This window comes from Nonomuraea sp. NPDC049607 (assembly GCF_040675375.1).
Lineage (GTDB): Bacteria > Actinomycetota > Actinomycetes > Streptosporangiales > Streptosporangiaceae > Nonomuraea.
This window is the reverse complement of record NZ_JBFAOV010000016.1, coordinates 81,176-107,476: the sequence shown is the minus strand read 5'-3', so window position 1 is coordinate 107,476 and position 26,301 is coordinate 81,176. Positions and strand designations below refer to the sequence as shown.

General features: G+C 71.7%; 28 protein-coding genes. 14 read left to right on the top strand and 14 right to left on the bottom strand.

Translation table 11 applies throughout. From position 1 onward, the window contains the following. Positions 1 to 48 precede the first annotated feature (48 nt). The 3 genes from AB0J97_RS28835 to AB0J97_RS28825 all read right to left on the bottom strand — a co-directional run bounded on the left by AB0J97_RS28835 (position 49) and on the right by AB0J97_RS28825 (position 3,245). Positions 49 to 801, bottom strand: coding sequence for a GntR family transcriptional regulator (locus AB0J97_RS28835; RefSeq protein ID WP_357694449.1), 753 nt, complete (start codon positions 799 to 801; stop codon positions 49 to 51). Between the two features lie 836 nt (positions 802 to 1,637). Continuing rightward, a complete protein-coding gene (locus AB0J97_RS28830; RefSeq protein ID WP_364094019.1) occupies positions 1,638 to 2,081 on the bottom strand; it encodes an OB-fold domain-containing protein in 444 nt (147 codons plus the stop codon). A gap of 3 nt (positions 2,082 to 2,084) precedes the next feature. Next, complete coding sequence (locus AB0J97_RS28825) at positions 2,085 to 3,245, bottom strand: acetyl-CoA acetyltransferase (protein ID WP_357694669.1); 1,161 nt, start codon at positions 3,243 to 3,245, stop codon at positions 2,085 to 2,087. 495 nt (positions 3,246 to 3,740) lie between these two features. Here AB0J97_RS28825 and AB0J97_RS28820 point away from each other — a divergent pair, with 495 nt between their 5' ends. The 6 genes from AB0J97_RS28820 to AB0J97_RS28795 all read left to right on the top strand — a co-directional run bounded on the left by AB0J97_RS28820 (position 3,741) and on the right by AB0J97_RS28795 (position 9,529). Further along, positions 3,741 to 4,262, top strand: coding sequence for a flavin reductase family protein (locus AB0J97_RS28820; RefSeq protein ID WP_357694671.1), 522 nt, complete (start codon positions 3,741 to 3,743; stop codon positions 4,260 to 4,262). Beyond that, the gene (locus tag AB0J97_RS28815; RefSeq protein ID WP_364094017.1) at positions 4,249 to 5,370 is read left to right on the top strand and encodes an acyl-CoA dehydrogenase family protein; all 1,122 of its coding nucleotides are present in this window, start codon (positions 4,249 to 4,251) and stop codon (positions 5,368 to 5,370) included. The genes AB0J97_RS28820 and AB0J97_RS28815 overlap by 14 nt, the downstream gene beginning before the upstream one ends. A gap of 11 nt (positions 5,371 to 5,381) precedes the next feature. Further along, positions 5,382 to 6,155 carry an SDR family oxidoreductase gene (locus AB0J97_RS28810; RefSeq protein WP_357694455.1) on the top strand — a complete coding sequence of 258 codons (774 nt, stop codon included), beginning with the start codon at positions 5,382 to 5,384 and terminating at the stop codon, positions 6,153 to 6,155. Between the two features lie 63 nt (positions 6,156 to 6,218). Then, on the top strand, positions 6,219 to 7,514 hold the full coding sequence (locus tag AB0J97_RS28805; RefSeq protein WP_364094011.1) for a DUF2252 domain-containing protein: 1,296 nt from the start codon (positions 6,219 to 6,221) through the stop codon (positions 7,512 to 7,514). A gap of 28 nt (positions 7,515 to 7,542) precedes the next feature. Next, positions 7,543 to 8,748, top strand: a complete 1,206-nt coding sequence (locus tag AB0J97_RS28800) for a hypothetical protein (protein ID WP_357694459.1) — start codon at positions 7,543 to 7,545, stop codon at positions 8,746 to 8,748. Between the two features lie 34 nt (positions 8,749 to 8,782). Continuing rightward, the gene (locus tag AB0J97_RS28795) at positions 8,783 to 9,529 is read left to right on the top strand and encodes an SDR family oxidoreductase (RefSeq protein WP_357694460.1); all 747 of its coding nucleotides are present in this window, start codon (positions 8,783 to 8,785) and stop codon (positions 9,527 to 9,529) included. Here the strand turns inward: AB0J97_RS28795 and AB0J97_RS28790 are convergent, their stop codons facing one another. The 3 genes from AB0J97_RS28790 to AB0J97_RS28780 all read right to left on the bottom strand — a co-directional run bounded on the left by AB0J97_RS28790 (position 9,530) and on the right by AB0J97_RS28780 (position 10,984). Continuing rightward, positions 9,530 to 10,345 (bottom strand): hypothetical protein, encoded by an 816-nt coding sequence (locus AB0J97_RS28790; protein WP_364094006.1) that lies wholly within the window; start codon positions 10,343 to 10,345, stop codon positions 9,530 to 9,532. It abuts the gene before it with no gap. A 90-nt stretch (positions 10,346 to 10,435) separates the two neighbouring features. Then, positions 10,436 to 10,693 carry a hypothetical protein gene (locus AB0J97_RS28785; protein ID WP_357694464.1) on the bottom strand — a complete coding sequence of 86 codons (258 nt, stop codon included), beginning with the start codon at positions 10,691 to 10,693 and terminating at the stop codon, positions 10,436 to 10,438. A 33-nt stretch (positions 10,694 to 10,726) separates the two neighbouring features. Continuing rightward, a complete protein-coding gene (locus AB0J97_RS28780; protein WP_364094002.1) occupies positions 10,727 to 10,984 on the bottom strand; it encodes a hypothetical protein in 258 nt (85 codons plus the stop codon). Positions 10,985 to 11,201: 217 nt separating this feature from the next. On the opposite strand from AB0J97_RS28780, the gene AB0J97_RS28775 reads away from it, so the two are divergent. Beyond that, positions 11,202 to 11,855, top strand: coding sequence for an NIPSNAP family protein (locus tag AB0J97_RS28775; protein ID WP_364093999.1), 654 nt, complete (start codon positions 11,202 to 11,204; stop codon positions 11,853 to 11,855). A 21-nt stretch (positions 11,856 to 11,876) separates the two neighbouring features. On the opposite strand, the gene AB0J97_RS28770 is transcribed toward AB0J97_RS28775, so the two are convergent. Then, positions 11,877 to 12,806 carry an SDR family oxidoreductase gene (locus AB0J97_RS28770; RefSeq protein ID WP_364093994.1) on the bottom strand — a complete coding sequence of 310 codons (930 nt, stop codon included), beginning with the start codon at positions 12,804 to 12,806 and terminating at the stop codon, positions 11,877 to 11,879. A 9-nt stretch (positions 12,807 to 12,815) separates the two neighbouring features. After that, positions 12,816 to 13,544, bottom strand: a complete 729-nt coding sequence (locus AB0J97_RS28765) for an SDR family oxidoreductase (RefSeq protein WP_364093991.1) — start codon at positions 13,542 to 13,544, stop codon at positions 12,816 to 12,818. 46 nt (positions 13,545 to 13,590) lie between these two features. Here AB0J97_RS28765 and AB0J97_RS28760 point away from each other — a divergent pair, with 46 nt between their 5' ends. Genes AB0J97_RS28760 through AB0J97_RS28745 form a run of 4 tightly spaced genes read left to right on the top strand, consistent with a single transcriptional unit; the run spans position 13,591 to position 16,847 of the window. Beyond that, the gene (locus AB0J97_RS28760) at positions 13,591 to 14,319 is read left to right on the top strand and encodes an enoyl-CoA hydratase family protein (protein ID WP_357694474.1); all 729 of its coding nucleotides are present in this window, start codon (positions 13,591 to 13,593) and stop codon (positions 14,317 to 14,319) included. Continuing rightward, positions 14,316 to 15,092, top strand: a complete 777-nt coding sequence (locus tag AB0J97_RS28755) for a CoA-transferase (RefSeq protein WP_364093987.1) — start codon at positions 14,316 to 14,318, stop codon at positions 15,090 to 15,092. The genes AB0J97_RS28760 and AB0J97_RS28755 overlap by 4 nt, the downstream gene beginning before the upstream one ends. Beyond that, positions 15,079 to 15,813 (top strand): CoA-transferase, encoded by a 735-nt coding sequence (locus tag AB0J97_RS28750; RefSeq protein ID WP_364093984.1) that lies wholly within the window; start codon positions 15,079 to 15,081, stop codon positions 15,811 to 15,813. Before AB0J97_RS28755 ends, AB0J97_RS28750 begins: the two co-directional genes overlap by 14 nt. Further along, complete coding sequence (locus tag AB0J97_RS28745) at positions 15,810 to 16,847, top strand: nitronate monooxygenase family protein (protein ID WP_364093982.1); 1,038 nt, start codon at positions 15,810 to 15,812, stop codon at positions 16,845 to 16,847. Before AB0J97_RS28750 ends, AB0J97_RS28745 begins: the two co-directional genes overlap by 4 nt. Here the strand turns inward: AB0J97_RS28745 and AB0J97_RS28740 are convergent. From AB0J97_RS28740 to AB0J97_RS28730, 3 genes are all read right to left on the bottom strand, one after another. Continuing rightward, positions 16,834 to 17,499 (bottom strand): pentapeptide repeat-containing protein, encoded by a 666-nt coding sequence (locus AB0J97_RS28740; RefSeq protein WP_364093979.1) that lies wholly within the window; start codon positions 17,497 to 17,499, stop codon positions 16,834 to 16,836. The two genes, AB0J97_RS28745 and AB0J97_RS28740, sit on opposite strands and share 14 nt — an antisense overlap. A 4-nt stretch (positions 17,500 to 17,503) precedes the next feature. After that, positions 17,504 to 18,982 carry a glycoside hydrolase family 3 N-terminal domain-containing protein gene (locus AB0J97_RS28735; RefSeq protein WP_364093976.1) on the bottom strand — a complete coding sequence of 493 codons (1,479 nt, stop codon included), beginning with the start codon at positions 18,980 to 18,982 and terminating at the stop codon, positions 17,504 to 17,506. Between the two features lie 124 nt (positions 18,983 to 19,106). Beyond that, a complete protein-coding gene (locus AB0J97_RS28730) occupies positions 19,107 to 20,261 on the bottom strand; it encodes an acetyl-CoA C-acetyltransferase (RefSeq protein WP_364093972.1) in 1,155 nt (384 codons plus the stop codon). Positions 20,262 to 20,358: 97 nt separating this feature from the next. Here AB0J97_RS28730 and AB0J97_RS28725 point away from each other — a divergent pair, with 97 nt between their 5' ends. Both AB0J97_RS28725 and AB0J97_RS28720 read left to right on the top strand, forming a co-directional pair. After that, on the top strand, positions 20,359 to 21,027 hold the full coding sequence (locus AB0J97_RS28725) for a TetR/AcrR family transcriptional regulator (protein WP_364093969.1): 669 nt from the start codon (positions 20,359 to 20,361) through the stop codon (positions 21,025 to 21,027). Continuing rightward, the gene (locus AB0J97_RS28720) at positions 21,024 to 21,704 is read left to right on the top strand and encodes a DNA alkylation repair protein (RefSeq protein WP_357694487.1); all 681 of its coding nucleotides are present in this window, start codon (positions 21,024 to 21,026) and stop codon (positions 21,702 to 21,704) included. Before AB0J97_RS28725 ends, AB0J97_RS28720 begins: the two co-directional genes overlap by 4 nt. A 6-nt stretch (positions 21,705 to 21,710) precedes the next feature. On the opposite strand, the gene AB0J97_RS28715 is transcribed toward AB0J97_RS28720, so the two are convergent. Beyond that, positions 21,711 to 22,550, bottom strand: a complete 840-nt coding sequence (locus AB0J97_RS28715) for a LysR family transcriptional regulator (RefSeq protein WP_357694673.1) — start codon at positions 22,548 to 22,550, stop codon at positions 21,711 to 21,713. 82 nt (positions 22,551 to 22,632) lie between these two features. Between AB0J97_RS28715 and metE the strand changes: the two genes are divergently transcribed. Beyond that, positions 22,633 to 24,777, top strand: coding sequence for a 5-methyltetrahydropteroyltriglutamate--homocysteine S-methyltransferase (gene metE / locus AB0J97_RS28710; RefSeq protein WP_364093965.1), 2,145 nt, complete (start codon positions 22,633 to 22,635; stop codon positions 24,775 to 24,777). Here metE and AB0J97_RS28705 read toward each other — a convergent pair. Together AB0J97_RS28705 and AB0J97_RS28700 are read right to left on the bottom strand one after the other, a co-directional pair. Beyond that, positions 24,768 to 25,319: a GNAT family protein gene (locus tag AB0J97_RS28705; protein WP_357694491.1), complete on the bottom strand. Its 552-nt coding sequence runs from the start codon at positions 25,317 to 25,319 to the stop codon at positions 24,768 to 24,770. The genes metE and AB0J97_RS28705 overlap by 10 nt on opposite strands. A 52-nt stretch (positions 25,320 to 25,371) precedes the next feature. After that, positions 25,372 to 26,286: an ABC transporter permease gene (locus AB0J97_RS28700; RefSeq protein WP_364093961.1), complete on the bottom strand. Its 915-nt coding sequence runs from the start codon at positions 26,284 to 26,286 to the stop codon at positions 25,372 to 25,374. Positions 26,287 to 26,301 lie beyond the last annotated feature (15 nt).

Here is a 26,301-nt window from a genome sequence, read left to right as displayed (position 1 = left end):
CTTTCTCGCTGCGCCCGGCCGGCGGGATCACCCCTTCAACCGAGCCCGTCAGCGGCGACGATCGAGCTCGTATCTGATCAGATGTTTGTCGGCGGGCAGCACCGACACAGCGACACGCACGGGTATGTCGGCCCCGTCGTACCCGACCCGGACGTACACCATGACTGGTGTGCCGAGTTCGAGTTGGAGGCGCTCGGCCTCCTCCTGGTTGGGCATGCGGGCCCAGATGTCGTCGACGACGCGTATCTGCGCATGGCCCAGTTCTTCCAGGACCCTGTTCGCCCCTCGTGCGATGTCTCCGGGCCTGGCGATCTCGGAATCGGCGACCAGATCACGGGGAAAGTAGGAGTCGTTGGTGTTGTACGGCTGGCCGTCGACGAACCGCAGACGGCGGCGCACGACCGCCAACTCCCCATCCGCCAGCTCCAGCCTGCTGGCGATCTCCTCGACGGGAGAAACCGTCAGCACTTCAATGTACTGGCTGGGCGCCCGGCCTTCCTGCGCAACGGCGTAGGCGAAGGCCTCCTTCAGTTCTCCGGTGGGCTGCGGCTCCAGCTCGCGCTGCGGGTAGATGAGCAACGGCCTGCGGTCCCGGACCACCGTGCCGCGCCGCGGCGTACGCGTGACCAGTCCCTCGTTGACGAGCTCTCCGAGGGCCAGCCTGACGGTGTTCCTGCTCACCCCGTGGTCTTCCATGAGCTGTGCCTCGGTCGGCAGCTGCGCCCCGGGGCCGAGGACACCCGAGTAGATGGCTCGACGCAATTCCGCCGCCACCTGCTGATACAGCACCGACCTTGCCACTTTCACCCCTTTTGTTCCAACAATTTAGACGATCTGGTTCTAGCAGGCCACAACCCCTTGACCGAAGCCCCTCGACCGGCCCATCATCCATTCGTTGGTACAAATCCATCTAAAGGCCGGTGAGGGGGTGGAGGCCAAGTGTTGCCGGTTCACTCGGACACGCCGTTCCTGCCCTGGCAGAACCCTCGTGAAGCAACTCGTTTACTGCGTTACGCGTTGCGACCCGCCGGGTTCCCCCACAGATGTCAGAGCAAGGAAATGGGAATGTCCGCGCTCTCGGTGTCGACCGAACCGACCGTGTGGCGCATAGACGGATCCTTTGTCTGGAACGAGGAGGGTGGCGCCCCCGTCACGCACCCCATGGATGACCCGATCGGCTCAGCTCGACGCATCACCGCTCGTCGCCGGCGGCACGTGCCTTCGCACACCCCCACCGACTCCGTGCGCGAACTCACGGCCTAGGACTCCATCCCTCGCCGGAGTCCTGGCGTCGCCGCTCACGGGGCAGGAAGCGCGTCCTGGCGGGTCCCCCACGCCCGCCAGGACGCGCCTTCCTCCGAGGGACCCTCTTGCGCCGCCGTACCGCCCCCGTGTCCGGAGGGCTGCGCGCCACCCGGCTCAGGCCCGGGCCGGCGGCAGGAGTCAGCGGTCGTGACCTCGGGGTCACGGCTGTCGCCGAGTCGCTACCGCACACGTACGCCGCCAAGTCCGGGTCGCCTCCATGTTTGACGCCTCCGCTTCATCATCAACCCTTGAGGGCCAACCTGGGGGCACCTTCGCAATGGTGGGACTGGTGGGAATTTCCGGTACCAATCGAAACTCCGGACCGAGGTCGATCAGCGGGAGGATGTGCGCTCGGGCGAATGGGCATCCAGATCCCCGCTCAGGGGCTCCCAGTCGAGCAGGGTCAGCCGGTCGTCGATCCGCGTGCGGACCCCTCGTACGCGCTGGCCGGGCTCCGGCTCGGGAGCGGCGCCGCGCCAGTTCCCGTGCACCAGGCAGCCGGGGACCGCGTCCAGCCGGACCATCACCACGACGTACGGCTCCGCCGCGCCCGGCATGAAGGGCCGCCGGTTGACGATCCAGCTCTCGACCACGCCCTCGGCCGGCACCGGGTCCCACCGCCACGCCTCGCCCCGGCAGGACGGGCAGAAGGCCCGCGCCGGGAAGCGCGCGGTCCCGCAACCGTCGCAGCGCTGAACCGCGAACCCCTCCCGCGCCAGGCGCTCCCACCACTCGGCGGAGTCGCGGTCGGGCTCGGGACGAGGACCGTGGGCCATGGGTCACGACCTCCTGAGGATCAGTGCGGAGGTGGCCGGCAGGATGTAGCCGGGCTGGGCCGTCGAGAGCGCCACTTCGGCGCCGGGCACCTGCCGGTCGCCCGCCTCGCCCCGGAGCTGGGCGACCGCCTCGGCGATGTGGTTGACGCCGTGCACGTACCCCTCCGACAGGAAGCCTCCGTGGGTGTTCACGGGCAGCTCGCCGTCCAGGGCCGTGGCCCCCGACTCCACGTACGGGCCGCCCTCGCCCTTGCCGCAGAAGCCGTAGTCCTCCAGCTGGACGATCACCGAGTACGTGAAACAGTCGTAGATCTCGGCCACGTCCACGTCGCCGGGGCCGAGACCGGCCTGCGCGTACAGGCGGGGGGCCAGGGTGGCGGCCGCGGTCACCGTGGGGTCGGCCGGGCCCGTACCCGACAGGTGGGACGTGCCGCCACCCCAGGCCGCCGCCGAGATCAGGACGGGGTGGCGGCGCAGGTCGCGGGCGCGTTCGGCCGTGGTGACGACGACCGCGCAGGCGCCGTCGGTCTCCAGGCAGCAGTCCAGGAGGCGGAACGGCTCGGCGATCCACCTGCTGGCCAGGTAGTCCTCCAGCGTGATGGGGGTACGCATGAGCGCCCGCGGGTTCTTGACCGCGTTGGCGCGCTGGGTGACGGCCAGCCGGCCGAAGTGCTCGGGTCTGGTGCCGTACCGGAGCATGTGGGCGCGGGCGTACATGGCGTACTGCTGCGGCGGGGCGAAGTAGCCGTACGGGGCCTGGTACTGGACCTCGGGGCTCGCCGGGAGGCCGCGTCCGGTGCCGCCCATGCGGAACTCGGACCGGGCGTTGACGGCGCGGTAGCAGACGACGGTCTCGGCCATGCCCGTGGCCACGGCCAGGGCGGCCTGGCCGACGACGGCGTGCGAGACGCTGCCGCCGCCGAACTGGTCGAGGTGCCAGGCGAGATCGGGCAGGCCGAGCGCGGGGGCCACCAGGGAGGGCGGGGCCGAGTCGCCGACGCGGTGGGTGGCCAGGCCGTCCACGGCGTCCGGGGGGAGGCCGGCGTCGTCGAGGGCGGCGAGGATCGCGCGGCAGGCGAGGGTGAGGGTGCTGACGCCCGAGTTCTTGGTGAAGGGGGTGTAGCCGACTCCCGCTACGGCGGTCACATCCCGAAATTCAAGCAAGCGCTTGGGCACATCGGCCACGCTATGCCCCCCCCTTTCCCCATGTCAACCACCACCCCGCAGCCCCAGGGACGCCTCCCTCAAGGGGACGGCACACCGGAACACGCAAGCCGACGGGCGAACGAACGACCCTCGCCGTACACCTTGCGCCGACCCGCACCGTCCCCCACCCCACCGACCCGGCGCCGGAGTCGGGCCCGGAACCTCTCACCAGAAGCCGCCGAGAACCGTCCAAGCACCGGCGGAGCGGCGCGGGGACCTGCGGCGCCACCGGCACGGGCGGGCGGCGGGCCTGCGTGGGCGGCGGGTGGGGTGGGTTGACAGCGGGGTGGGGTGGGCTTAGTGTCCAAGCAAGCGCTTGGTATGTAGAATGGGCGCAGTCGGTCACGAGGAGGCGGACCCATGAGCACACACGCTGCCCGGCTCATCGCGCCGGACGGCTGTCGCGGCCTTCCGACGCCCCACCAGCGCAGCAGGACTCGCAACGGAGCCGCCATGCCGCCCGGCCCTTCACAGCACAGCGGGAACGGCCACCCCGACAGCCGCCGGTTCCGGCAGGTCCTCGGCAGGTTCGCGACCGGCGTGGTGGCGATCACCGCCCTCGACCCTGCGGACGACCAGCCCTGCGGCCTGGCGGCCAACTCCTTCACCTCGGTCTCGCTCGACCCCCCGCTGGTGGCCTTCTGCGTCGCCCACACCAGCACGAGCTGGCCCCGGGTACGCGGCGCGAAGGTCGTCACCGTGAACGTGCTGGCCGAGCACCAGCAGCCGGTCTGCGCGCAGATGGCGGCCAAGGGCGGCGACAAGTTCGCCGGCCTGGCCTGGACCGGCTCCCCCGGCGGCAACCCGGTGCTCGAAGGCGCGCTGGCCTGGATCGACTGTGTGATCGAGGCCGAGCACCCGGCGGGCGACCACATGATCGTGGTGGCCCGGGTGCTGCAGCTCGACACGCACGCCGACGGCGGCCCGCTGGTCTTCTTCCAGGGCGGCTACGGAGGATTTGTTGAGCCTTCGTGAGGAGGCCCGCGCCTGGCTGGAGAAGAGCCTGTCCGGCGAGTTCGCGCACGTCCGCGGCCTCGGCGGCCCCGGCAGGGAGCACGAGGGGCACGAGCTGCGCCTGGCCTGGGAGCGCCGGCTCGGCGAGGCTGGCTGGACCTGCCTGAGCTGGCCCGAGCGGTACGGCGGCCGCGCCGCCTCCCTCGACGACCAGGTCGCGTTCTACGAGGAGTACGCCAGGGCCGACGCTCCTGCCCGGGTCGGCCTGATCGGCGAGGGGCTGATCGGCCCGACCATCCTGGAGTTCGGCACCGACGAGCAGAAGGACCGGTTCCTCCCGCCGATCCAGCGCGGCGAGGAGCTGTGGTGCCAGGGTTACTCCGAGCCCGAGGCCGGTTCCGATCTGGCGAACGTCCAGACCAGGGCGCGGCTCGAAGGAGACGAGTGGGTCGTCTCCGGGCAGAAGGTGTGGACGTCGCTGGCCCACGTCGCCGACTGGTGCTTCGTCCTGTGCCGTACCGAGGAGGGCTCGCAGCGGCATAGCGGGCTGTCGTACCTGCTGGTGCCGATGGGACGGCCGGGCGTCACCGTACGTCCGATCAGGCAGCTCACCGGCACCTCCGAGTTCAACGAGGTGTTCTTCGACGGCGCGCGCACGGCGGCGGGGAACGTGCTCGGGGCGCCGGGCGAGGGCTGGCGGGTGGCCATGGCCACGCTGGGCCACGAGCGCGGGGCGTCCACGCTGGGCCAGCAGATCGGGTTCCGGCGGGAGCTGGCCGAGGTGATCGCGACCGCCCGGCGGACGGGGGCGGCCGACGATCCGGTGCTGCGCGACCGGCTGGTCCGGTCGTGGCTGGAGCTGGAGATCATGCGGATGAACGCCCTGCGCATGCTGCGCCCGGACCCGGGCCCGGAGGTGTCGATCGCCAAGCTCTACTGGTCGGAGTGGCATCGCCGGCTGGGCGAGCTGGCCCAGGAGGTTCAGGGGAAGGCCGGGCTCGTGGCGCAGGACGGGCTGAACGACCTGCAACGCTTGTATTTGTTCAGCCGGGCGGACACGATCTATGCCGGGTCGAGTGAGATCCAGCGGAACATCATCGCCGAGCGCACTCTCGGACTCCCCCGCTGATTGGAGCACGGATGGCACCGCCCTATCCGAAGTCGCACGGCCTGCTCGACGGCAAGGTCACGCTGGTGACCGCCGCCGCGGGCGCGGGTATCGGCTACGCCACCGCCAGGCGCTGCGCCGAGGAGGGGGCGACGATCGTCATCTCCGACCGGCACGAGCGCCGCCTGTCCGCCGCCGCCGAGTCGCTGACCGAGCTGACCGGCGTCAAGCCGCTGGCGGTCCCGTGCGACGTGACGTCGGAGCCGCAGGTGCTGGCGCTGTTCGACGCGGTGGTGGAGGCGCACGGCCGGCTCGACGTGGTGATCAACAACGCCGGTCTCGGCGGTACGGCCCCGCTGGCCGAGATGACCGACGAGCAGTGGCACGCGGTCGTCGACGTCACCCTCAACGGCACCATGCGCTGCACCAGGGCGGCGGTCCGGCACATGATCGGCCAGGGCTCCGGCGTGATCGTGAACAACGCCTCGGTGGTCGGCTGGCGGGCGCAGCGCGGGCAGGCGCACTACGCGGCGGCCAAGGCCGGGGTGATGGCGCTGACGAGGTGCGTCGCGCTGGAGGTCGCCGAGCACGGCGTCCGGGTGAACGCGGTGGCGCCGTCACTGGCCGTGCACCCCTTCCTGGCGAAGGTGACGAGCGAGGAACTGCTGGCCGAGCTGGCCGCCAAGGAGGCGTTCGGGCGGTCGGCCGAGCCGTGGGAGGTGGCCAACGTGATCGTCTTCCTGGCCAGCGACTACTCCTCGTACATGACGGGCGAGACCGTCTCGGTCTCCTCGCAACATCCCTGAGCTGGCCCTGTCAGGGAGAATTCGGGGTAGGCGGCGGGGAGGCGGCGGACTACCGTCCGTGTCATGGGCACACGCTCCTCCTTCCTGCTCGACGTCCTGATCAGCGAGTTCGGCGAGTCGATCAAACGGGACCCGGCCGCCTTCCGGCGCAAGTTCCGCAAGATGGCGGCCTCCCCCTTCGCGTTCTACCGGGGCAGCGCCGGCCTGTTCTACGCCGACCTGACCGGCGACTTCGCCGACGGCTCCTACGTCGACGAGCCCACCGGCCGGGTCTGGATCCACGGCGACCTGCACGCCGAGAACTTCGGCACGTACATGAACGCCTCCGGGGTGCTGGTCTTCAACGTCAACGACTTCGACGAGGCCTACGTCGGCCCCTACGTCTGGGACCTCAAGCGCTTCGCCGCCAGCGTGGCGCTGATCGGCTACGCCAAGGCACTGTCGGACGAGACGATCAGCACGCTGGTGGGCGAGTTCGGGCGGGCGTACCTGACGGAGCTGCACGGCATCGCGACCGGCGGCGACGACGCCATCGGCTCGCTCACCCTGGAGACCACCGGCGGCGTGCTGCACAGGGTGCTCCAGACGGCGCGGCTCAGCACGCGGGTGGCGATGCTGGACGTCGAGACCGTGATCGACGACTACGACCGGCGCTTCGCCCTCATGGACGGCCGGGAGCCGGTCGACGCCGCGACCCGGGAGCAGGTGCTGGCGGCGTTCGAGGGCTACCTGGCGACGCTGCCGACGCCGTCCAACCCGGTCGAGCACGTCGTCAAGGACGTGGCGCTGCGCAAGGGCGTCGGGATCGGGTCGGCGGGGCTGCCGTCGTACAACCTGCTGCTGGAGGGGCGCTCGCAGGCGCTGGAGAACGACGTCATCCTCTACATGAAGCAGGCCCAGGCGCCGGCCGTGGCCCGGTACGTCGACAACGAGAAGGCGGCCTCCTACTTCCTGCACCAGGGCCACCGCACGGCGGAGTCGCAGCGGGCGCTGCAGGCCTACGCCGACCCGTGGCTCGGGTACGCCTCGCTCGGCGGGGTGGGCCAGCTCGTGGCCGAGGTGTCGCCGTACTCGGCCGACCTCGACTGGGACGACGTCAACGAGCCGGACGAGCTGCGTTCCATCATGCGCGACCTGGGACGGGCGGTGGCCCGCATGCACTCGGTGGCCGACGACGAGTCCAGCCACGACCTGGTGGACTTCTCGACGGAGGAGGCGATCGTCAGGGTCATCGACGGCGATCAATCCGGATTCATCGGCATGTTGGTGGATTTCGCTCACCGTTATGGGGCACAGGCTCGGGAAGACCATCAACGGTTCGTCGACCTGTTCAGGAACGGTCGCCTGCCCGGCGTGTGAGCCCTCGCGGCGACCGCGGAGGAGCATCGTGCGTCATCTCATTGGGCTGCTGCTGGGGACCGAGGAGGACTGGCCGGCGGCGTTCGAGACCGTGTTACGCCGGCTGGGGCCGATCAAGGGGGTGGGCGAGTTCGACGTCGAGCGCATCACGATCGAGCCGTTCGACCTGCGCGCCAAGCCACGCCACGAGCTGGTGATCGACCGGCTGGCGTACTGGTACTACCACCCGCGCGAGTGGCTGAAGAAGATCGCCATGATGGACGACGTCTATCTGCTGAACAGCCCGTTCACGTTCCAGTCGATGGAGAAGCACGCGGCCTACTGCGCGATGATGCGGCTGGGCCTCAAGGTGCCGGAGACGGTGCTGGTGCCGTACAAGAACCCGCTGGACAACGCCCGTTACGCCTACACCGCCGAGCGCTACAACCGGTCCTTCGACCTCGACGCGGTCGCCGAGCGCATCGGCTACCCGCTGTTCATGAAGCCGTACGACGGCGGGGCCTGGCGGGGCGTCTCCCGCGTGCGCGACCGCGACGAGCTGCACCGCGCCTACGACCAGAGCGGCGAGATGCTCATGCACCTCCAGCAGTCCGTCGAGGGGTACGACGCCTTCGCCAGGTCGCTGTCGATCGGCGCGGAGACCATGGTCATGCGCTTCCGCCCGGACGAGCCGATGCACGACCGCTACGCCGTGGACCACGAGTTCCTCTCGCCGTCGGTGGGCGAGGAGGTCGTCACCGTCGGGCGGCTGGTGAACGCGTTCTTCCGCTGGGAGTTCAACTCCTGCGAGACCCTGGTCAAGGGCACGGACGTGCACCCGATCGACTACGCCAACGCCTGCCCCGACGTGGCCCTGACCAGCCTCCACTACTACTTCCCCTGGGCGATCAAGGCGCTGGTGAAGTGGAGCGTGTTCTGCGTGGCCACCCGCCGCCGCCCGCGCATCGACCTGGAGACGCACGACTACTTCGAGGTCACCGGCGACTACGGGGAACGGCTGGCCCAGTACCGGAAGCTGGCCGACCGGTACTTCGAGGTGGACCGGTACGAGGAGTTCTGCCGTACCCATCTGGGGCACCTCGATGAGGTCGTCCTGGACTGGGTGGCCGGGCCGGAGTTCGACCGGTTGCTGGTGGACACGGTGGCGGCCACGTACCCGGCGGGCGAGCGTGAGCGGTTCACCGAGCACTTCCGCGGGCTGCTGCGACTCTGGGTGAAGGACGCGGGCAGCTAGTAACCGACCGGTCGGTATGGCATGCTTCCGGAACATGACTCTGTTCTCGGTGGAAGGCAAGACGGTCGTCGTCACCGGTGGTTCGCGCGGCATCGGCCGCATGATCGCCGCCGGGTTCGTGGAGGCGGGCGCGACCGTCGTCATATCGGCGCGCAAGTCGGCCGAGGTCGAGAAGACGGCCACGGAGCTGGGGTGCACGGCCGTCCAGGCCGACCTGTCCACGCCCGAAGGGGTGGACACGCTGGTCACGGCGGTGGGCGGCCCGCTGCACGTGCTGGTCAACAACGCCGGCGCGACCTGGGGCGCGCCCCTGGAGGAGTATCCGGAGCACGCCTTCGACAAGCTCTGGGACATCAACGTCAAGGGCGTGTTCTACCTGACCCAGAAGTTCCTGCCGCACCTGCGGGAGGCGGCCGGCGCGGACGACCCGGCCCGGGTGATCAACGTGGGCTCGATCGACGGCATCCGGGTGCCCGCCCTGGAGAGCTACGCCTACTCCTCCACCAAGGCGGCCGTGCACATGCTGACCCGCCACCTGGCCAGGCAGCTGGCCAAGGACCACATCACGGTCAACGCCATCGCCCCCGGGCCGTTCGACTCCAAGATGATGGCCTTCGCCCTGGACGATCCCGCCACCCGCGCCGCCATCGCCTCGAACATCCCCCTGGGACGGATCGGCCGGCCCGACGACATGGCGGGCGCGGCCATCTTCCTGTCCTCGCGGGCGGGGGCGTACCTGACGGGCACGGTCATCCCGGTGGACGGCGGGATCTCCTGCTGATCAGACCAGCTCGGCCAGGGCCCGGGCGAGGTTCGCCGCGGCGTCCGGCGCGTAACGCAGGAACAGGTACGGCTCGGTCAGCTCCAGCTCGATGACCACCGGCGTGCCGTCGGACAGCCGGACCAGGTCGATCCTGGCGTAGAGAAGGGCGTGGGGAATGGCTGCGAGCACCTTCTCGGCCAGGTCGACCTGGTCCGGGGCCGGGGTGCGGAGCTCGGCCCGCGCGTTGTGGTCGAAGGTCGCGCCCGCCGCCAGCATCGGATGGCGCCGGACGGCGTGGCTGAGGCGGCCGTTGAAGTACAGCAGGGAGGTCTCGCCCTCCGACTCCACCATGTCGAGGTAGGGCTGGACCATCGGCTGCCGCCCCGCGGCCTGGAGGGCGGCGGCCAGCTCAGCGGCCTTGCCCCGGTCGGTGGTCCTGGTCGTGTCGCGGGCCCCGGCGGAGATCGCCGGCTTGACGACGTACTCCGGCCAGTCGGGCAGGTCGTCGGCGGACCAGTGGGTGGGCACGGTCGGCACGCCCAGGTCTCTCAGATAGGTCTTGTCGGTGTTGCTCTCCAGGACGGCGGCCGGGTTGAGCAGCCGGGTGACGGACTCCACCCGGCGGGCCCAGGCCAGGAACTCCTCGCGCCGGTCGATGTAGTCCCAGACCGATCGCACGACGACGGCGTCGTAGGCGCTCCAGTCGGCTTCGGGGTCGTCCCAGCGTTCGGCACGGGCCTCGATGCCGTGGGCCTGCCAGTGGGAGAGCGCGAGGTCACGCTCGTCGTCCTGGCCGGTTCGGTCGTCAAAGGTGACATATGCGCATTTCGTCATCCACGGATGGTAGTGGGGGCGGGCCGGGTCATCTCGACCCGGCCCGTACGGGAGCGCCCTCTCCGCGCCGGAGGACGCCCCCGGGTCCGGCTAGGAGTCGACGCTGGAGCCGGCGTGGCTGGCGTCGGTGGCGGTCGTGGCGTTGCCGTTGACGTTGTTGACGCTCGTGGCGTCGGTGCCGCTCACGTTCACGTTCACGACGTTGCCGAAGTTGTTGCCCGACTGCGAGGTGTCGTGGTTGGAGCTGGAGTTGCCCGAGGTGATGTCGGCGTAGGCCGGGGAGGACAGGAGCGTCAGGGCGGCGGCCGCGGCGACGGCGCCGGTGGTCACGCAGAGCTTCTTCATCATGTCGATGTCCCTTCCTTCAGAGCTGTACGGACGTCAGTGGAAGATGTAGGTCACCGCGACGCCGCCGTCAGTGGCGGTGGACGCGATGCCGTTGATGTTGTTGACGTTGGTCGAGTCCCAGCCACCGTGGATGGCCGCGGAGACGTCGCCGAAGTTGTTGCCGGCCTGCGACGAGTCGCTGTTGCTGCTCCAGTTGTCGGACCAGGTGTCAGCGTGGGCGGGAACGGCCGCCATGGCGACGCCGGCGGCCGCGGCCAGGACGGCACCCGCGGCGCTCAGCCTTTTGATCACTTCTGCTCCTTACCGGTGAGGACCCCTTGGGAAGCGGCGGGGCACCAGGGCCCTGGGCAGCCACCGCCCCCTTTTTTGACCTTCTGTGACTCATTCGGATCAAGGTCAATGCGACTATATAACTCTGCGTTGCCACACGGTAGCTAAGAGTGATCAGAACATTGTTCGTGGCCCACCCTGACATGAGATGGCAGTGACCCGGCCCTACGGTCCGGCCATGATCTACGAACTGCGGCGCTACACCCTGCACCCCGGGCGGCGCGACACGCTGGTCACGCTGTTCGAGCGCGAGTTCGTCGAGCCGCAGGAGGCGCTCGGCATGCGCGTCGCCGGCACCTTCCGCGACCTCGACGCCCCCGACACCTTCACCTGGCTGCGCGCCTTCCCCGACATGAAGGCCCGCCGGGCGGCGCTGGAGGGCTTCTACGGCGGCCCGGTCTGGGCGGCCCACCGCGACGCCGCCAACGCCACAATGATCGACTCGGACGACGTGCTCCTGCTCCACCCGTCCGGGCCGCCGCTTCCGTCCTGGGACCGGCCGGCCTCGGTCGCAGCCGAACCGCCCGCCGCGCTCTACGTCGCGACGATCTGCCACGTCGAGGAGGGCTTCGCCGACTTCTTCGCCCGGCAGGTCGCGCCCGCGCTGGCCGAGGCCGGGACGCCGCCGGTCGGCTGCCTGGAGAGCGAGCACGCCGAGAACACCTTTCCCCGCCTGCCCGTCCGGACCGGGGAGAACGTGTTCGTGTGGTTCACCCGCTTCGCCCGGCCCGAGGACGAGCGCGAGGCGGACCTCTCCCTGCTCGACGGCCGCCTGACCGCCCCGCCGGTGCGCTTCCGCCTGCGTCCCACCGCCCGGTCGTCGATGCGCTGACGCCCTTGCGGCAGGAGGACGTCAGGGGGCGGCGCCGTAGACGGGTTCGGGGGCGGGGGCGGCCTCCAGGAGCGTGGCGACGGCCTCGCCGACCTCCTGCGGCGACCAGCGGGCGCCCCGGTCCACGGCGGGGCCGTGGCGCCAGCCGGTGGCCAGGGAGATCGTGCCGCCCTCGACCTCGAACACCCGGCCCGTCACGTGCGCGGAGGCCGCCGAGCCGAGCCAGACCACGAGGGGGGCGACGTTGGCCGGGTCCATGGGGTCGAAGCCGGACGGCGGCCTGGCCATGGTGGCCGCGAACACCTCCTCGGTCATCCGGGTGCGGGCGGCGGGCGCGATGGCGTTGACCGTGACGCCGTAGCGGGCCAGTTCGGCGGCGGCGACCTGGGTGAGGGCGGCGATCCCGGCCTTGGCCGCCGAGTAGCCGCCCTGGCCGACGCTGCCGAGCAGGCCCGCGCCCGACGAGGTGTTGACCACCCTGCCGGACACCTCCTCCCCCGCCTTCGACCGCTCCCGCCAGTACGCGGCCGCGTGCCGCAGCGGCAGGAAGTGGCCCTTGAGGTGCACGCGGACGACGTCGTCCCATTCCTGCTCGGTCATCGAGACCAGCATCCGGTCGCGCAGGAATCCGGCGTTGTTCACCAGCACGTCCAGCCGGCCGTACGCGCTGACGGCGGTCTTGACCAGGCGGGCGGCGCCGGCCCAGTCGGACACGTCGTCGCAGTTGGCCACCGCCCGGCCGCCGAGGGCCTCGATCTCGGCGACGACCTCGTGCGCCGGGCCGGCGGACGCGCCGCCGCCGTCGCGGGCGGTGCCGAGGTCGTTCACCACGACGCGGGCGCCCTGGCGGGCGAACTCCAGGGCGTGCTGCCTGCCGATGCCGCGTCCGGCGCCTGTCACGATCACCACACGGCCAGCGCAAATGCCCACAAGACCTCCCAAGGGGATCATGAACAGATATCAGGAAATATCGTCGGAAGCCAGGTATTGCCAGGCGGGGATCTCGCCGCCGCCGTCCACCCGAACCTCGGCGCCGGTCACGTAGCCGGGGGCGGCCAGCCACAGGCACGCCCCGGCCACGTCGGCGGGCGTGGCCGGGCGGCCCGCGGGGATGGTCGCGTCCGCCCGCCCGTGGCCGGTGTACCGCTCGGCCGCCGTGGTGCCGGCCAGGCCGACGACGACCGAGTTGACCCTGACCTCGGGGGCCCACTCGGCGGCCAGGCAGCGGGCCAGGTGGTGCAGGCCCGCCTTGGCGGCGCCGTACGCGGCGGTGCCCGGCGAGGGACGGGCGCCGCTGACGCTGCCGATCATCACGATCGCCCCGCGGACGGCGGCCAGCAGCGGATGGGCCCGCTGGGACACCAGCAGGGGCGCGGTCAGGTTGAGCTCGATGACGCGGGCGTGCAGGCGTGGCGAGGTGCCCGACACGGGGGCGGGCGGCGAGCCGCCGGCGTTGTTGACCACCACGTCGAGCCGGTCGAAGCCGGCGACCAGGCGCTCGACGTCCTCCGGCACGCGCACGTCGGCCTGGACGAAGCGCAGGCCGTCCAGGGGGCCCGGGTCCCTTCTGGCGCAGACCGTCACGTCGGCGCCGGCCGCGCGGAAGGCCCTGGCGATGCCCGCGCCGATGCCCTGGGTGCCGCCCGTCACCAGCACGGACCTGCCCGTGTAGTCGTAAGTGACCGTCACGGGTGCTACCGTACCAAGCAAGCGTTAGGTGCGACCAGGGAGCGCGATGGGGATCACACTGCGGGACGGGCCGGTCGCCGAGGTCGTGGTGGACGTGCCGCCGGTGAACGCGTTGACCGTGCGGGGCTGGGCCGAGCTGGCGGCGGCCGTGCGCGCGGCCGGGCGCGACCCGGCGACCAGGGTGGTGGTGCTGCGCGCCGAGGGACGCGGGTTCAACGCCGGCGTGGACATCAAGGAGATGCAGGCCGACCCCGGGCACACAGCGCTGGTCGGGGCGAACCGGCAGTGTTTCGAGGCGTTCGCGGCCGTCTACGAGTGCGAGGTGCCGGTGATCGCCGCCGTGCACGGCCACTGCCTGGGCGGCGGGGTCGGCCTGGCGGGCAACGCGGACGTGGTGGTGGCCAGCGAGGACGCCTACTTCGGGCTGCCCGAGGTGGACCGCGGAGCGCTCGGCGCCGCCACACACCTGGCCCGGCTGGTGCCCCAGCACCTCATGCGGGCCATGGTCTACACGTGCAGGAACGTCACGGCGGCCGAACTGCACGCGTTCGGGTCGGTCCTGGAGGTGGTGCCGCGCGACAAGCTGCGGGAGGCGGCCATGGAGGTGGCCGGGCTGATCGCGGACAAGGACCCGTACGTGATCCGCCGCGCCAAGGAGTCGCTGAACGGCATCGACCCGGTGGACGTCCGGCGCAGCTACCGCTTCGAGCAGGGCTTCACCTTCGAGCTGAACCTCATGGGCATGGGCGACGAGCACAGGGAGCGGTTCCGATGAGCAAGGTGATGTCCGTCGAGGAGGTCGCGGCCTCGGTGGAGAGCGGGATGACGGTCGGCATCGGCGGCTGGGGCTCGCGGCGCAAGCCCATGGCCCTGGTGGGCGGCCTGCTGCGGTCGCCCGTCCAGGACCTGACGATCGTCTCCTACGGCGGCCCGGACGTCGGCATGTTGTGCGCGGCGGGCAAGGTGCGCAAGGTGGTGGCGCCGTTCGTCACGCTCGACTCGATCCCCCTCGAACCGCACTTCCGGGCCGCCCGGCAGGCGGGCGCGGTCGAGTTCGCCGAGTACGACGAGGGCATGTTCATGTTCGGCCTGCTGGCGGCGGCGCACCGGCTGCCGTTCCTGCCGACGCGGGCCGGGCTGGGGTCCGGCGTGATGCGGGTCAACCCGGACCTGCGGACGGTGCGCTCGCCGTACGGGGACGGGGAGGAACTGGTCGCGGTGCCCGCCCTGACCATGGACGTGGCCCTGGTGCACCTCAACCGGGCCGACGCCCGCGGCAACGCCCAGTACCTGGGCCCCGACCCGTACTTCGACGACCTCTACGCCAAGGCGGCCGGGCGCTGCTACGTGTCGTGCGAGCGCTTGGTGGACACCGCCGACCTGCTGAAGGAGGGGCCGGTGCAGTCGCTGCTGATCAGCCGGTCGATGGTGACCGGCGTGGTCGAGGCGCCCGGCGGGGCGGGGTTCACCTCGTGCGAGCCGGACTACGAGCGTGACGAGGAACGGCAGCGGCGGTACGTGGAGGGCGGCGTCGATGGGGGGAACTGAGGTGAGCAGGGCCGACGTGTGCGTGCTGGCCTGCGCGGAGGCGTTCAGGGGCGACGGCGAGATCCTGGCTGCCGGGATCGGCGGCGCGGTCACGGTGCTGGCCGCGCGGCTGGCCCGGCTGACGTTCGAGCCCGACCTGCTCACCCACGACGGCGTCTGCCTGCTCACCGGCGACGTGCCCGCGCTGGGGGCGGCGCCCGGGGTGGTGGAGGGCTGGCTGCCGTTCCGGGAGCACCTGTGGCTGGTGCTGAACGGCCGGCGGCACGTGATGCTCGGCGCGAGCCAGATCGACCGGCACGGGAACAGCAACATCTCCTGCATCGGCGACTGGGCGCGGCCCAGGGCCCAGCTCCTGGGGGTGCGCGGGGCGCCGGGGAACACGCGGTGCGACCCGACGAGCTACTGGATCCCGCGACACTCCCGCCGGGTGTTCGTACCCGAGGTGGACATGGTGAGCGGACTCGGGACCGACCGGGGGGCGTACGAGCTGCGGCGGGTGGTGACGGACCTGGCGGTGCTCGACTTCGCCACCGCCGACGGCTCGATGCGCCTGGTGTCCACCCATCCGGGCGTGAGCGTGGCCGACGTGGTGGCCGCCACGGGCTTCGAGCTGGTCGTCCCGCCGGACGTGCCCACGACGCGGGAGCCGGACGCCGGGGAGCTGGCCGTCCTGGACCGGCTGGACCCCGGACGGGCGCGCGACCGCGAGGTGGCGGCGTGAGGACCGCCCTGACCGAGCTCACCGGCTGCCGCCATCCCGTCGTCCAGACCGGCATGGGGTACGTCGCGGGCGCCCGGCTGGCCGCGGCCGTCTCGGCGGCGGGCGGGCTGGGCGTGATCGGCGCCGCGACCATGTCGGTGCCCGAGATGACGGCGGCGGTCAGGCGGGTGAAGGAGCGCACGGACGCCCCCTTCGGGGTGAACCTCCGCTCCGACGCCGACGACGCGGCCGAGCGGGTGGAGGTGCTGATCAAGGAGGGGGTGCGGGTGGCGTCGTTCGCCCAGGCGCCCCGGCGGGAGCTGGTCGCCCGGCTCAAGGACGCGGGGGTCGTCACCATCCCGTCGGTGGGGGCACGCCGGCACGCCGAGAAGGTGGCCGCGTGGGGCGTGGACGCGGTGATCGTGCAGGGCGGCGAGGGCGGCGGGCACACCGGCCCGCTGGCCACCACGCTGCTGCTGCCGCAGGTCGTGGACGCGGTGGACATCCCGGTGATCGCGGCGGGCGGGTTCTTCGACGGCCGGGGCCTGGTCGCCGCGCTGGCCTACGGCGCGTGCGGGATCGCCATGGGCACCCGCTTCCTGCTGACCCGCGAGTCCCCGGTGCCCGGCCGGGTCAAGGACGTCTACCTCGCCGCCCGCGAGACCGTCGTGACGACCAGTGTGGACGGCGTGCCGCACCGCGTGCTCAGCACGCCGTTCGTGGCCTCGCTGGAACGGTCGCGGCTGCTGCGCGCGGTGCTGAACGGCGCCCGGTTCAGGCGGCTGTCCGGCCTGTCGTGGGCCGCGCTGGTCCGCGAGGGACGGCGGATGCGGCGCGGCCGGGAGCTGACCTGGGCGCAGGTGCTCCAGGCGGCCAACACGCCGGTGCTGCTGCGGGCGGCGATGGTGGACGGACGGGCCGACCTCGGGGTGATGGCCTCCGGTCAGGTGGTGGGCGTGATCGAGGACCTGCCGTCGTGCGCCGAGCTGATCGAGCGGGTGATGGCCGAGGCCGAGGACGTGCGCGGGAGCCTGGCCCGGCTCACAGGACGGTGATGCCCCGGGCGGCGAGGATGGCGTTGGCCTGGGCCTGGTTGATGATCGCGCCGGTGAAGGCGCGCAGCTTGGCGTCGTCGGGCTGACCGAGGTCGGCGCCGCGCAGGTCGGCCTTGGCGAACGTGGTGTTGAGCAGCCGCGTGCCGATGAACCGGCAGTCGCTGAAGGTGGCCTCGGTGAAGTCGCAGCCCGACAGGTCGGCGTCGTCGAAGCGCACCCCCTCGACGAACTCGCCGCGCAGCGAGCAGCCGCCGAGGTTGGCCAGCGTCAGGTTGCAGCGGGCGACCTTGAAACCGGTGCCGCGCGAGGCCGTGAGCGCGGCGCCGATCATGCGGCAGCCCGTGAAGGAGGCGTCGGTCAGCAGCGCGCCGCCGAACTGGGCCGAGGACAGGTCGACGTCGGTGAACGTCGCGTCGATCAGGTCGGCGTCGTTGAACCTCGGGCGCATGCCGCCGCCGCCCTTGAAGACCGCGCCGTCGAGGTCGGCCTTGCGCAGGTCGGCGCCGTCGAGCACGCAGGACTCGAACAGGGCGCCGGCCAGCGCGGCTCCGGACAGGTCGGCCTCGGTCAGGTCGCAGCCGCGGAAGACGTGCGGCCCGTCGCCGTGGAGGGCCGGGCGGCTGTGGGAGAGGTCTTCGCCGTCGAGGTTCACGGTGTCACAGCGTACCGGTGAGCACCTCCGCCGCCGCCTGGCCGCAGACCCGGGCCGACCCGTACGTGGCGATGTGCACGGCGCCGAGGTCGGAGCGGGCGGGCAGGCCCATCTCCACGACGACGGCGTCCGGGCGGGCGCTGAGCAGGTGCCGTAGCGCCTCGCCCTGCCAGGCGTAGCGGTGGGCGTCGCGGACCACGATCACCAGCGGACGCTGTCCCGCCTCGCCGATCAGCCGCTCCAGCCGGGCCCCGGTCGTGTCCGCGGCCGCGAGCCGGGTGACGGCGGTGCCGGGCAGCAGCCGGCCGAGCGGCTCGCCGACGCCCCACGGGGTGCCCTTGTCGATGGCCAGGTTCATCTCGGGCGTCAGCTCGACCACGTGCGCCGCCCCGGTGAGCGGCAGCACGGGCGCCGTGGACCTGCGGGTGACGCGTACGGCCCGCCGGGCCGCGGAGAGCCCGAGGTAGCCGTCCTCCGGTACGGGGCTGCCCGAGGAGGTGGTCCAGGCGGCCAGCTCGCGGACCCTGCGGGCGGCGTCGGCCAGTCGCTCCTCGGGCAGCAGTCCATCGGTCACGGCGGCGGCGATGGCGTCGCGGACCTCGATGGCGGTGGCCTCGTCGGCCCGCTCGCCGCCCACGCAGATCGCGTCGGCTCCCGCGGCTATGGCGCGGGCGGAGGCGCCCCCGATCCCGTACGCCCCCGACACCGCGGCCATTTCTATGCCGTCCGTGATGATCATTCCTTGGAAGCCCAGCTCCTCGCGCAGCAGGCCCGTGAGGACCTTCGGGCTGAGCGTGGCGGGCAGTTCGGCGTCGTAGGAGGGCACGAGCAGGTGGCCGGTCATGATCGACTTGACCCCCTCCTTGATCGCTTCCCGGAACGGGAAGAGCGCCTCCTCGATGCCCGCGTCGGCCACCACGGGCACGCCGTGGTGGGAGTCGACGGTGGTGTCCCCATGGCCGGGGAAGTGCTTGGCGCAAGCGGCCACCCCGGCCGACTGCAGGCCGCGGACGAAGGCCCTGGTGTGCCTGGCCACCAGCGCGGGGTCGGAGCCGAAGGCGCGTAGGCCGATGACCGGGTTGTCGGGGTTGGAGTTCACGTCGGCGGAGGGGGCGAAGTCGATCGTGATGCCCGCTGCCGCCAGGTCGCCGCCCAGGTCCCTGGCCAGCGCCTCGGTGAGGCCGACGTCGTCCACGACGCCCAGGGCGTACCCGCCGGGACGACTGCTGCCGGTGCTCACCTCCAGCCGGGTGACCTCGCCGGACTCCTCGTCGGTGCCGACGAGCACCGCGGGGTTCTCCGCACGCAGCGCGGCGGTGAGCCGGGCCACTTGGGCGGGGTCGGCGATGTTGCGGGAGAACAACACCACACCGGCCAGTCCCTCGCCGAGTCGGCGGAGGATCCAGTCCGGAGGCGTCCTTCCCGCGAAACCAGGGAGGAGGACGGCGTCGGCGAGGCGAAGAAGGTCACCGCTGAGGGGCATGACCCGAAATCTAATAGGAAAGTTTCCTATTTGCTAGAGGCATTTTCTGATGTCAGCCCGGTTCCTTCCGTGTCGAATTCAACCAATGCCGGAAATGGCCACTCCAGTCGCCGCGGCCCGGCTCTCAGGCGAGGCGCTCTATGACGGTGACATTCGCCTGTCCGCCGCCCTCGCACATGGCCTGCAGGCCGTACCGGCCGCCGGTGCGCTCCAGCTCGTGCAGCAGCTTCACGGTCAGGACCGCGCCGGTCGCGCCGAGCGGATGGCCGAGCGCGATGGCGCCGCCGTTGGGGTTCACCCGGGCCGGGTCGGCGCCGGTCTCCTTGATCCAGGCCAGGACGACGGAGGCGAACGCCTCGTTGACCTCGATCGCGTCGAAGTCGTCGATGGCCATGCCCGTCCTGCCCAGGGCGTGGGCGGTGGCCGGGATGGGCGCGGAGAGCATCATGACCGGGTCCGCGCCGCGCGCCGACAGGTGGTGCACGCGGGCGCGCGGGGTCAGCCCGTGGTCGCGTACGGCCCGGGGCGAGGCGACCAGCAGCGCCGCCGCGCCGTCGGAGATCTGGGACGCCAGCGCCGCCGTGAGCCGTCCCCCTTCGGTCAGCGGCCTGAGCGCGGCCATCTTCTCCGGCGTGGTGTCCCTGCGCGGGGCCTCGTCGTCGGCGACGCCCTCGTAGGGGACGATCTCGCGCCGGAACCGCCCCTCGTCCACGGCCCGCAGCGCGCGGCGGTGCGACTCGTAGGCGTAGCGTTCCATGTCCTCGCGCGACAGGTCCCAGGCCACCGCCATCTGCTCGGCTCCGGCGAACTGGGAGACCTCCGCCGTGCCGGACCGCGCGGCCCAGCCCTTGGACCCGGCGAGCGGGGTCTCGTGCCCGAGCGGCCGGCCCGCCAGCATGGCCGAGGAGATCGGGATCATGCTCATGTTCTGCACGCCGCCCGCGACCACCAGGTCGTTCGTGCCCGACAGCACGGCCTGGGCGGCGAAGTGCAGGGCCTGCTGCGAGGAGCCGCACTGGCGGTCGACGGTGACGCCCGGCACCTCCTCCGGCAGCCCGGCGGCCAGCCAGCAGGTGCGCGCGACGTCGCCGGCCTGCGGCCCGATCGTGTCCACGCAGCCGAAGATCACGTCCTCCACGGCGGAGGGGTCGGCGTCCGCGCGGTCCATCAGCTCGCGGAGCACGTGCGCGCCGAGGTCGGCCGGGTGGGCCGCGGCCAGCCCGCCGTTCCTGCGCCCTACCGGGGTGCGGACGGCGGCGACGATGTAAGCCTCACTCATCTCCGTATCCTAACAAGCGCTTGGTAAGCAAGGTAAGGCCGTACGAGCTGGGCCTGTTGCGTGAACAAGCGATTGTCTGAGGGCTCATAATGGAAACGTGACCACGCGAAAGAACTCCGGCACCACCACGTCACCGGCGAAGCGCCAGCGCGCCACCTCGGGGGCGGCCTCCGAGCGGCGCGACCATCTCGTCAAGCTCGCCGCGGAGCTCTTCGCGCGCAAGGGCTTCCAGGCCACGACCGTACGCGAGATCGCCGACGAGGCGGGCATCCTGTCCGGGAGCCTCTACCACCACTTCGACTCCAAGGAGACGATCGTCGACGAGGTGCTGTCCACCTTCCTCGACGACCTCATCGCCCGCTACCGCGCCGCCGTCGACAACAACGCCGACGCCCGCACGGTCCTGTCGGAGATGGTCCGCATCGGCTTCGGCACGCTGGAACCCCACCGCGCCGCGATCACCGTCATGCAGAACGACTGGAACTACCTGCGCCAGTTCGAGCGCTTCAACTACCTGGTCAAGGCCGAGGACGAGGTCGAGCAGATCTGGGTGGCCCAGATCAAGGCCGGTCAGACGGCCGGGCTGTTCAGGGCCGACGTCGACCCCAAGCTGACCTACCGGATGATCCGCGACACCATCTGGGTGGCCGTGCGCTGGTTCCGTCCCGGCGGCAGGCTCAACACCACCGCCCTGGCCGAGCACTACATCACCGTGCTGTTCGACGGCCTCGCCACCGGCGAGCGCACGACCCAGCGCCAGGGATGAGCCTCGGCAAGGCGGTGCGGCTGGCACTGCAGGAGATCGCCGAGCCGCACAAGGCCGAGCCGATGCGCGCGTACATGAAGTCGGAGATGCCCTTCCTCGGCGTGCAGGCGACGCCGAGGCGGGCGGCGCTCAGGCGGGTGTTCGCCGACCACCGCATCGACTCCGCGCCCGAGTGGCGGCGCGCGGTGCTCTCGCTGTGGCGGGAGGCCGAGTTCCGCGAGGAGCGCTACGCCGCCGTCGAGCTGACCGGCTACCACTACTACCGCGACTTCCAGACCCTCTACACCGTGCCGATGTACGAGGAGATGATCGTCACCGGTGCCTGGTGGGACCTGGTCGACGAGTTGGCCACCCACCGCGTCGGCGGCCTGCTGACCGCCTTCCCCGACACCATGCGCCCGCTCGTGCTCGACTGGGCCGCCGGCGACGACCTGTGGAAGCGCCGCACGGCGATCCTGTGCCAGAACCGCTTCAAGTCCCGCACCGACACCGCCCTGCTGTACGCCTGCATCGAACCCAGCCTGTCCGACACCGACTTCTTCGCCCGCAAGGCCATCGGCTGGGCCTTACGGGAGTACGCCAAGACCAATCCCGACGAGGTCGTGCGTTACGTACGCGCCAAGGGCATCTCGGGCCTGAGCCGCCGGGAGGCGCTGAAGAACCTGGCCGTCGACTAGACCCGCTCATCTGGTCCACAGCGCGTCCTGCACCGCCTGCACCAGCGCCATCAGCTCCGGCGTCACCCGTTCCCGCGCCCAGGCCAGCGCGTAGGTGATGCGCAGCTCCCCCGCCTCCAGCGGCACGAACCGCACGTCCTCCCGCCTGACGGCCCTGACCAGGAGCTGCGGGATCGGCAGCAGCCCCGCCCCGGCGGCCACCAGGTCGAGCGCGGCGGCGAAGTCGTCGTCGGCCACCATCCGCGAGCGCCCCGGCAGCCCCGGCCACGGCCGGCTCCCCGGCGTCAGCAGCACCTGCCCGCCCAGATCGCCCGGCGTGACCCTGCCGTGCCCGGCCAGCCGGTGCCCCAGCGGGACGGCCAGATGGTCCACGGTGACGTGGAAGCGGGCCGCCGTGACGAACTGCGCGGGCGCCGGCGTGGCCAGGATCGCGGCCGAGACCTCCCCGCTCCCCAGCGCCTGAGCGGCCGCGCCCCGGCCTGCCACGACGAGCTCCACGCCGATCGCCGGAACGCGCCCGGCCAGCCGTCTGGCGATGCGCGCGGCCAGTGTCCCCACCAACGGTGGATAAGCCAGGTGAATGGTCGGGCGGGCCAGTCTGGCGGCCTCGGCGGTGAACGCCTGGGCCGATTCGAGCACCTGCCGGGCGTACGGCAGCAGGCCCTTCCCCTCGGCCGTGAGCCGCACCTCGCGGGCATTGCGCTCGAAAAGCCTCACCCCGGCGGCACGTTCGAGCCGGGTGATGGCCTGGCTGACGGCGGGCTGCGACATGCCGAGGTCGGCGGCGGCGGCCGAGAAGCCGAGGCGCTCGGCGACCAGGAGGAAGCAGTGGATCTCCTTGAGCATAAGCAGCACTTATCGATGATGCACGACCTCGGCGGTGCCCGACACGATTCCGCCATCTGACCGACGTGATCGAGGAGCTGAGATGTCGCCATTCCCCACGTCCACGGTGCTCGGATATCCGAGGATCGGGCCGCGACGGGAGCTGAAGCGGGCGCTGGAGTCGTACTGGGACGGGCGGTCCGGCCGGGCGGAGCTGGAGCGGACGGGCGCCGAGATCAGGGAGCGGACCTGGCGCCGGCTGGCCGAGCTGGGCCTGGAGGGACTGCCGTCCAACACCTTCTCCCTGTACGACCACGTGCTGGACACCGCGGTGCTGCTGGGCGCGGTGCCCGAGCGCTACCGCGCGGCCGAGGACCCCTACTTCGCGATGGCCAGGGGCACCGAGGGCCTGGCGCCGCTGCGGATGACGAAGTGGTTCGACACCAACTACCACTACATCGTGCCGGAGATCGGCCCGGAGACCGTCTTCAAGCTGGACGCCTCCAAGCCGCTCGCCGAGGTGCGCGAGGCCCGCGCGCTGGGCTACGAGACCCGGCCCGTCGTGGTCGGGCCGGTGACGTTCCTGCTGCTGGCCGGGGCGCCCGAGCGGCTGGAGGAGGTGCTCGGCTGCTACGAGGAGCTGCTCGCGGCGCTGGCCGCCGAGGGCGTCGCCTGGGTGCAGCTCGACGAGCCGGCGCTGGTCGGCGACCGGACTCCCGAGGAGCTGGAGGCCGTCCGCGACGCCTACGACCGGCTGGGGTCGGCGACCGCCCGCCCTGGACTGTTCGTGGCCTCCTACTTCGGCGACCTCGGCCCCGCGCTGCCGGTGCTGGCCGGCACGCCCGTGGAGGCGATCGGCATTGACCTGGTGCGCGGCGGCGCCGTACCCGACCTGCCGGGCAAGACCTTGGTCGCCGGCGTGGTGTCGGGCCGGGACGTGTGGCGCACCTCGCCGGAGCGCGCGCTGGCCGCCCTGGGCGGCGTGCGGGCGGACCGGGTGACGGTGAGCACGTCGTGCTCGCTGCTGCACGTGCCCTACGACGTGGACGTCGAGCCCGACCTCGATCCGGCGCTGCGGGAACGGCTGGCGTTCGCCGAGCAGAAGGTGGCCGAGGTCGTGGCGCTGGCCCGGTCGGACTTCCAGGGTCCGGCCCCCGTCGCGCCCTCGGTGCCGCTGACCTCGCCGGCCGCGTCCGAGGAACGCGCCCCGTACGCCGTCCGGGCCGCCGCCCAGGCCGCCCACCTGGGATTGCCCGCGCTGCCGATCACCACCATCGGCTCGTTCCCCCAGACCGGCGAGCTGCGCGCGGCACGCGCGGCCGTGGTGGCCGGCACACTGACCGAGGACGACTACGAGCGGCGCGTCGAGGCCGAGATCGAGCACGTCATCAGGGTGCAGGAACGCCTCGGCCTGGACGTGCTCGTGCACGGCGAGCCCGAGCGCAACGACATGGTCCAGTACTTCGCCGAGCACCTGGACGGGTTCGCGGTCACCAGGAACGGCTGGGTCCAGTCGTACGGGTCGCGCTGCACCCGGCCGCCGATCCTGCACGGCGACGTCGGCCGTCCCGGGCCCATCACCGTACGCTGGGCCTCCTACGCGCAGTCGCTCACCGACAAGCCGGTCAAGGGCATGCTCACCGGGCCGGTGACGATCGTGGCCTGGTCGTTCGTCCGCGACGACCTGCCTCTGCGTGACGTGGTGTTCCAGGTCGCCGACGCGGTGCGCGAGGAGGTGCGCGACCTGGAGGCGTCCGGGGTGTCGATCATCCAGGTGGACGAGCCCGCGCTGCGCGAGCTGCTGCCACTGCGGCGGGCCGCGCAGGCCGACTACCTGGAGTGGGCGGTGGCGGCCTACCGGCGGGCCACCTCGGGTGCGGCCGACCGCACCCAGATCCACACCCACCTGTGCTACTCGGACGCCGACCAGATCCTGGCCGCCATCGACGGCCTGGACGCTGACGTCACCACGATCGAGTCGGCCCGCTCGGGGGCGCGCATCCTGGGCGCGGTGCGCGCGTTCGGCCGCGGCCTCGGGCCCGGCGTGTACGACATCCACTCCCCGCGCGTGCCCGGCGCGGACGAGGTCGAGGACCTGCTGCGCAGGACGCTGGCGGCGCTGCCGGCCGAACGGGTCTGGGTCAACCCCGACTGCGGGCTGAAGACGCGGACGTACGAGCAGGTGGAGGCGTCGCTGGCGCACGTCGTCGAGGCCACCCGGCGGCTGCGGGCCGAGCTTCAGCCGTAGAGCTCGGTGAACTCCTCGACCGTCATCCCGAACAGGATCCCGTCGTCGTAGCGCCCGGCGGCGAAGCGGCTCCTGCGCCGGCGGCCCTCCTCGACGAAGCCGAGCCGCCGGTGCAGGGCCTGCGACGGGTCGTTGGAGCTGTAGACCCACGCCTCGGCCTTCTGGAAGCGACGCTCGGCGAACATGTAGCGCAGCAGCAGGACGATCGCCTCGCTGGCGTAGCCCTTGCGGTGGTGGGGCGTGCCGATGGAGATGCCGTAGCAGAACGTGCCGTGCACGCGCTCGACCTCGTGCGTGTTGAGCATGCCGACCGGGCGGCCGTCGGCCGCGTCGGCGATCACCAGGCGGAGCTCGTCCATGTCGGACTCCTGCTCGGCCAGCTCCCTGGCCCACTTCTGCGCCTGGGCGGCCGAGCGGGGCGGAGGCAGCCGCCAGCCGTTCCTGGCCGCGTCGGTGTCCTCGTCGAAGGCGAGGAACGCCGCCCAGTCCTCCGGTTCGATGGCCCTCAGGCGCACGCGCTCGCCGACCCACGCAGACGTCATGATGTGGAGCAAATCAGAGCACGCCCCCCGCACGCGAACCCTTTTCCGGCCCTCACCCGCGCCCGTAGGTGTCCTCGGCCCGCCAGAAGTACCAGAGCCCGAGGAGCAGTCCGGCGACCGCCCAGAACACGCAGCTCAGCCAGACGATCGGGCGCGGGCTGTAGGTGTGGATCAGGATTCCGCGCATGACCTCGATGACGGAGGCGGCGGGATTGAGGTACATGACGTCCGCCACCCACTGCGGCAGCCCGACCCCTCCGACCGGCTTGCCGGTGGCCGGGTCCGGATATCCCACGATCTTGTACTGGATCGAGAAGAAGACGCCGGAGGCGTACAGCCAGGTCCGCAGGACGAACGGCAGGAGCTGGTTCACGTCGCGCAGCGAGGCCCCCAGACGCGCCAGGGCCAGGCTCAGCCCCGTGTTGAACATCGTCTGCAGCAGCAGGACGACCGGGATCAGCAGCCAGTACCAGGTGGGGAACTCCCCCATGACGACCACCAGGATGAGCAGCACGCCCATGGAGACGGCCGACTGCCGCAGTTCCTGAAGGGTGTACGCCAGGGGCAGCGCGGCGCGGGGGAAGTGCAGGGCGCGGATGAGCGAGAGGTTCCCCGAGACGGACTTGGCCCCCGCGGAGGCCGACCGCTGGCTGTAGGTGAAGACGAACATGCCCGTGACGAGGAACGCCGGATAGTTCGCGATGTGCTCGTGCCCGCCCAGGACCAGGCCGAACATGACCCAGTAGATGCCGGCGTTCAGCAGCGGCGTCAGCACCTGCCAGAGTTGCCCGAGCGCGGAGGTGGAGTATTTCGAGACGGTGCGGGAGGTCGCGTACACCAGGACGAAGTGCCGCCGTTCCCATAATCGGCGCAGGTAGACGCGCATGTCCGGCCGGGCCACGGATCGCCGCAACCCGTGACGGGCCGCGAGAGCGGCCAGCGATTCCTGCTCGGGCGCGGACGACATGGGAGTCTCCTCACG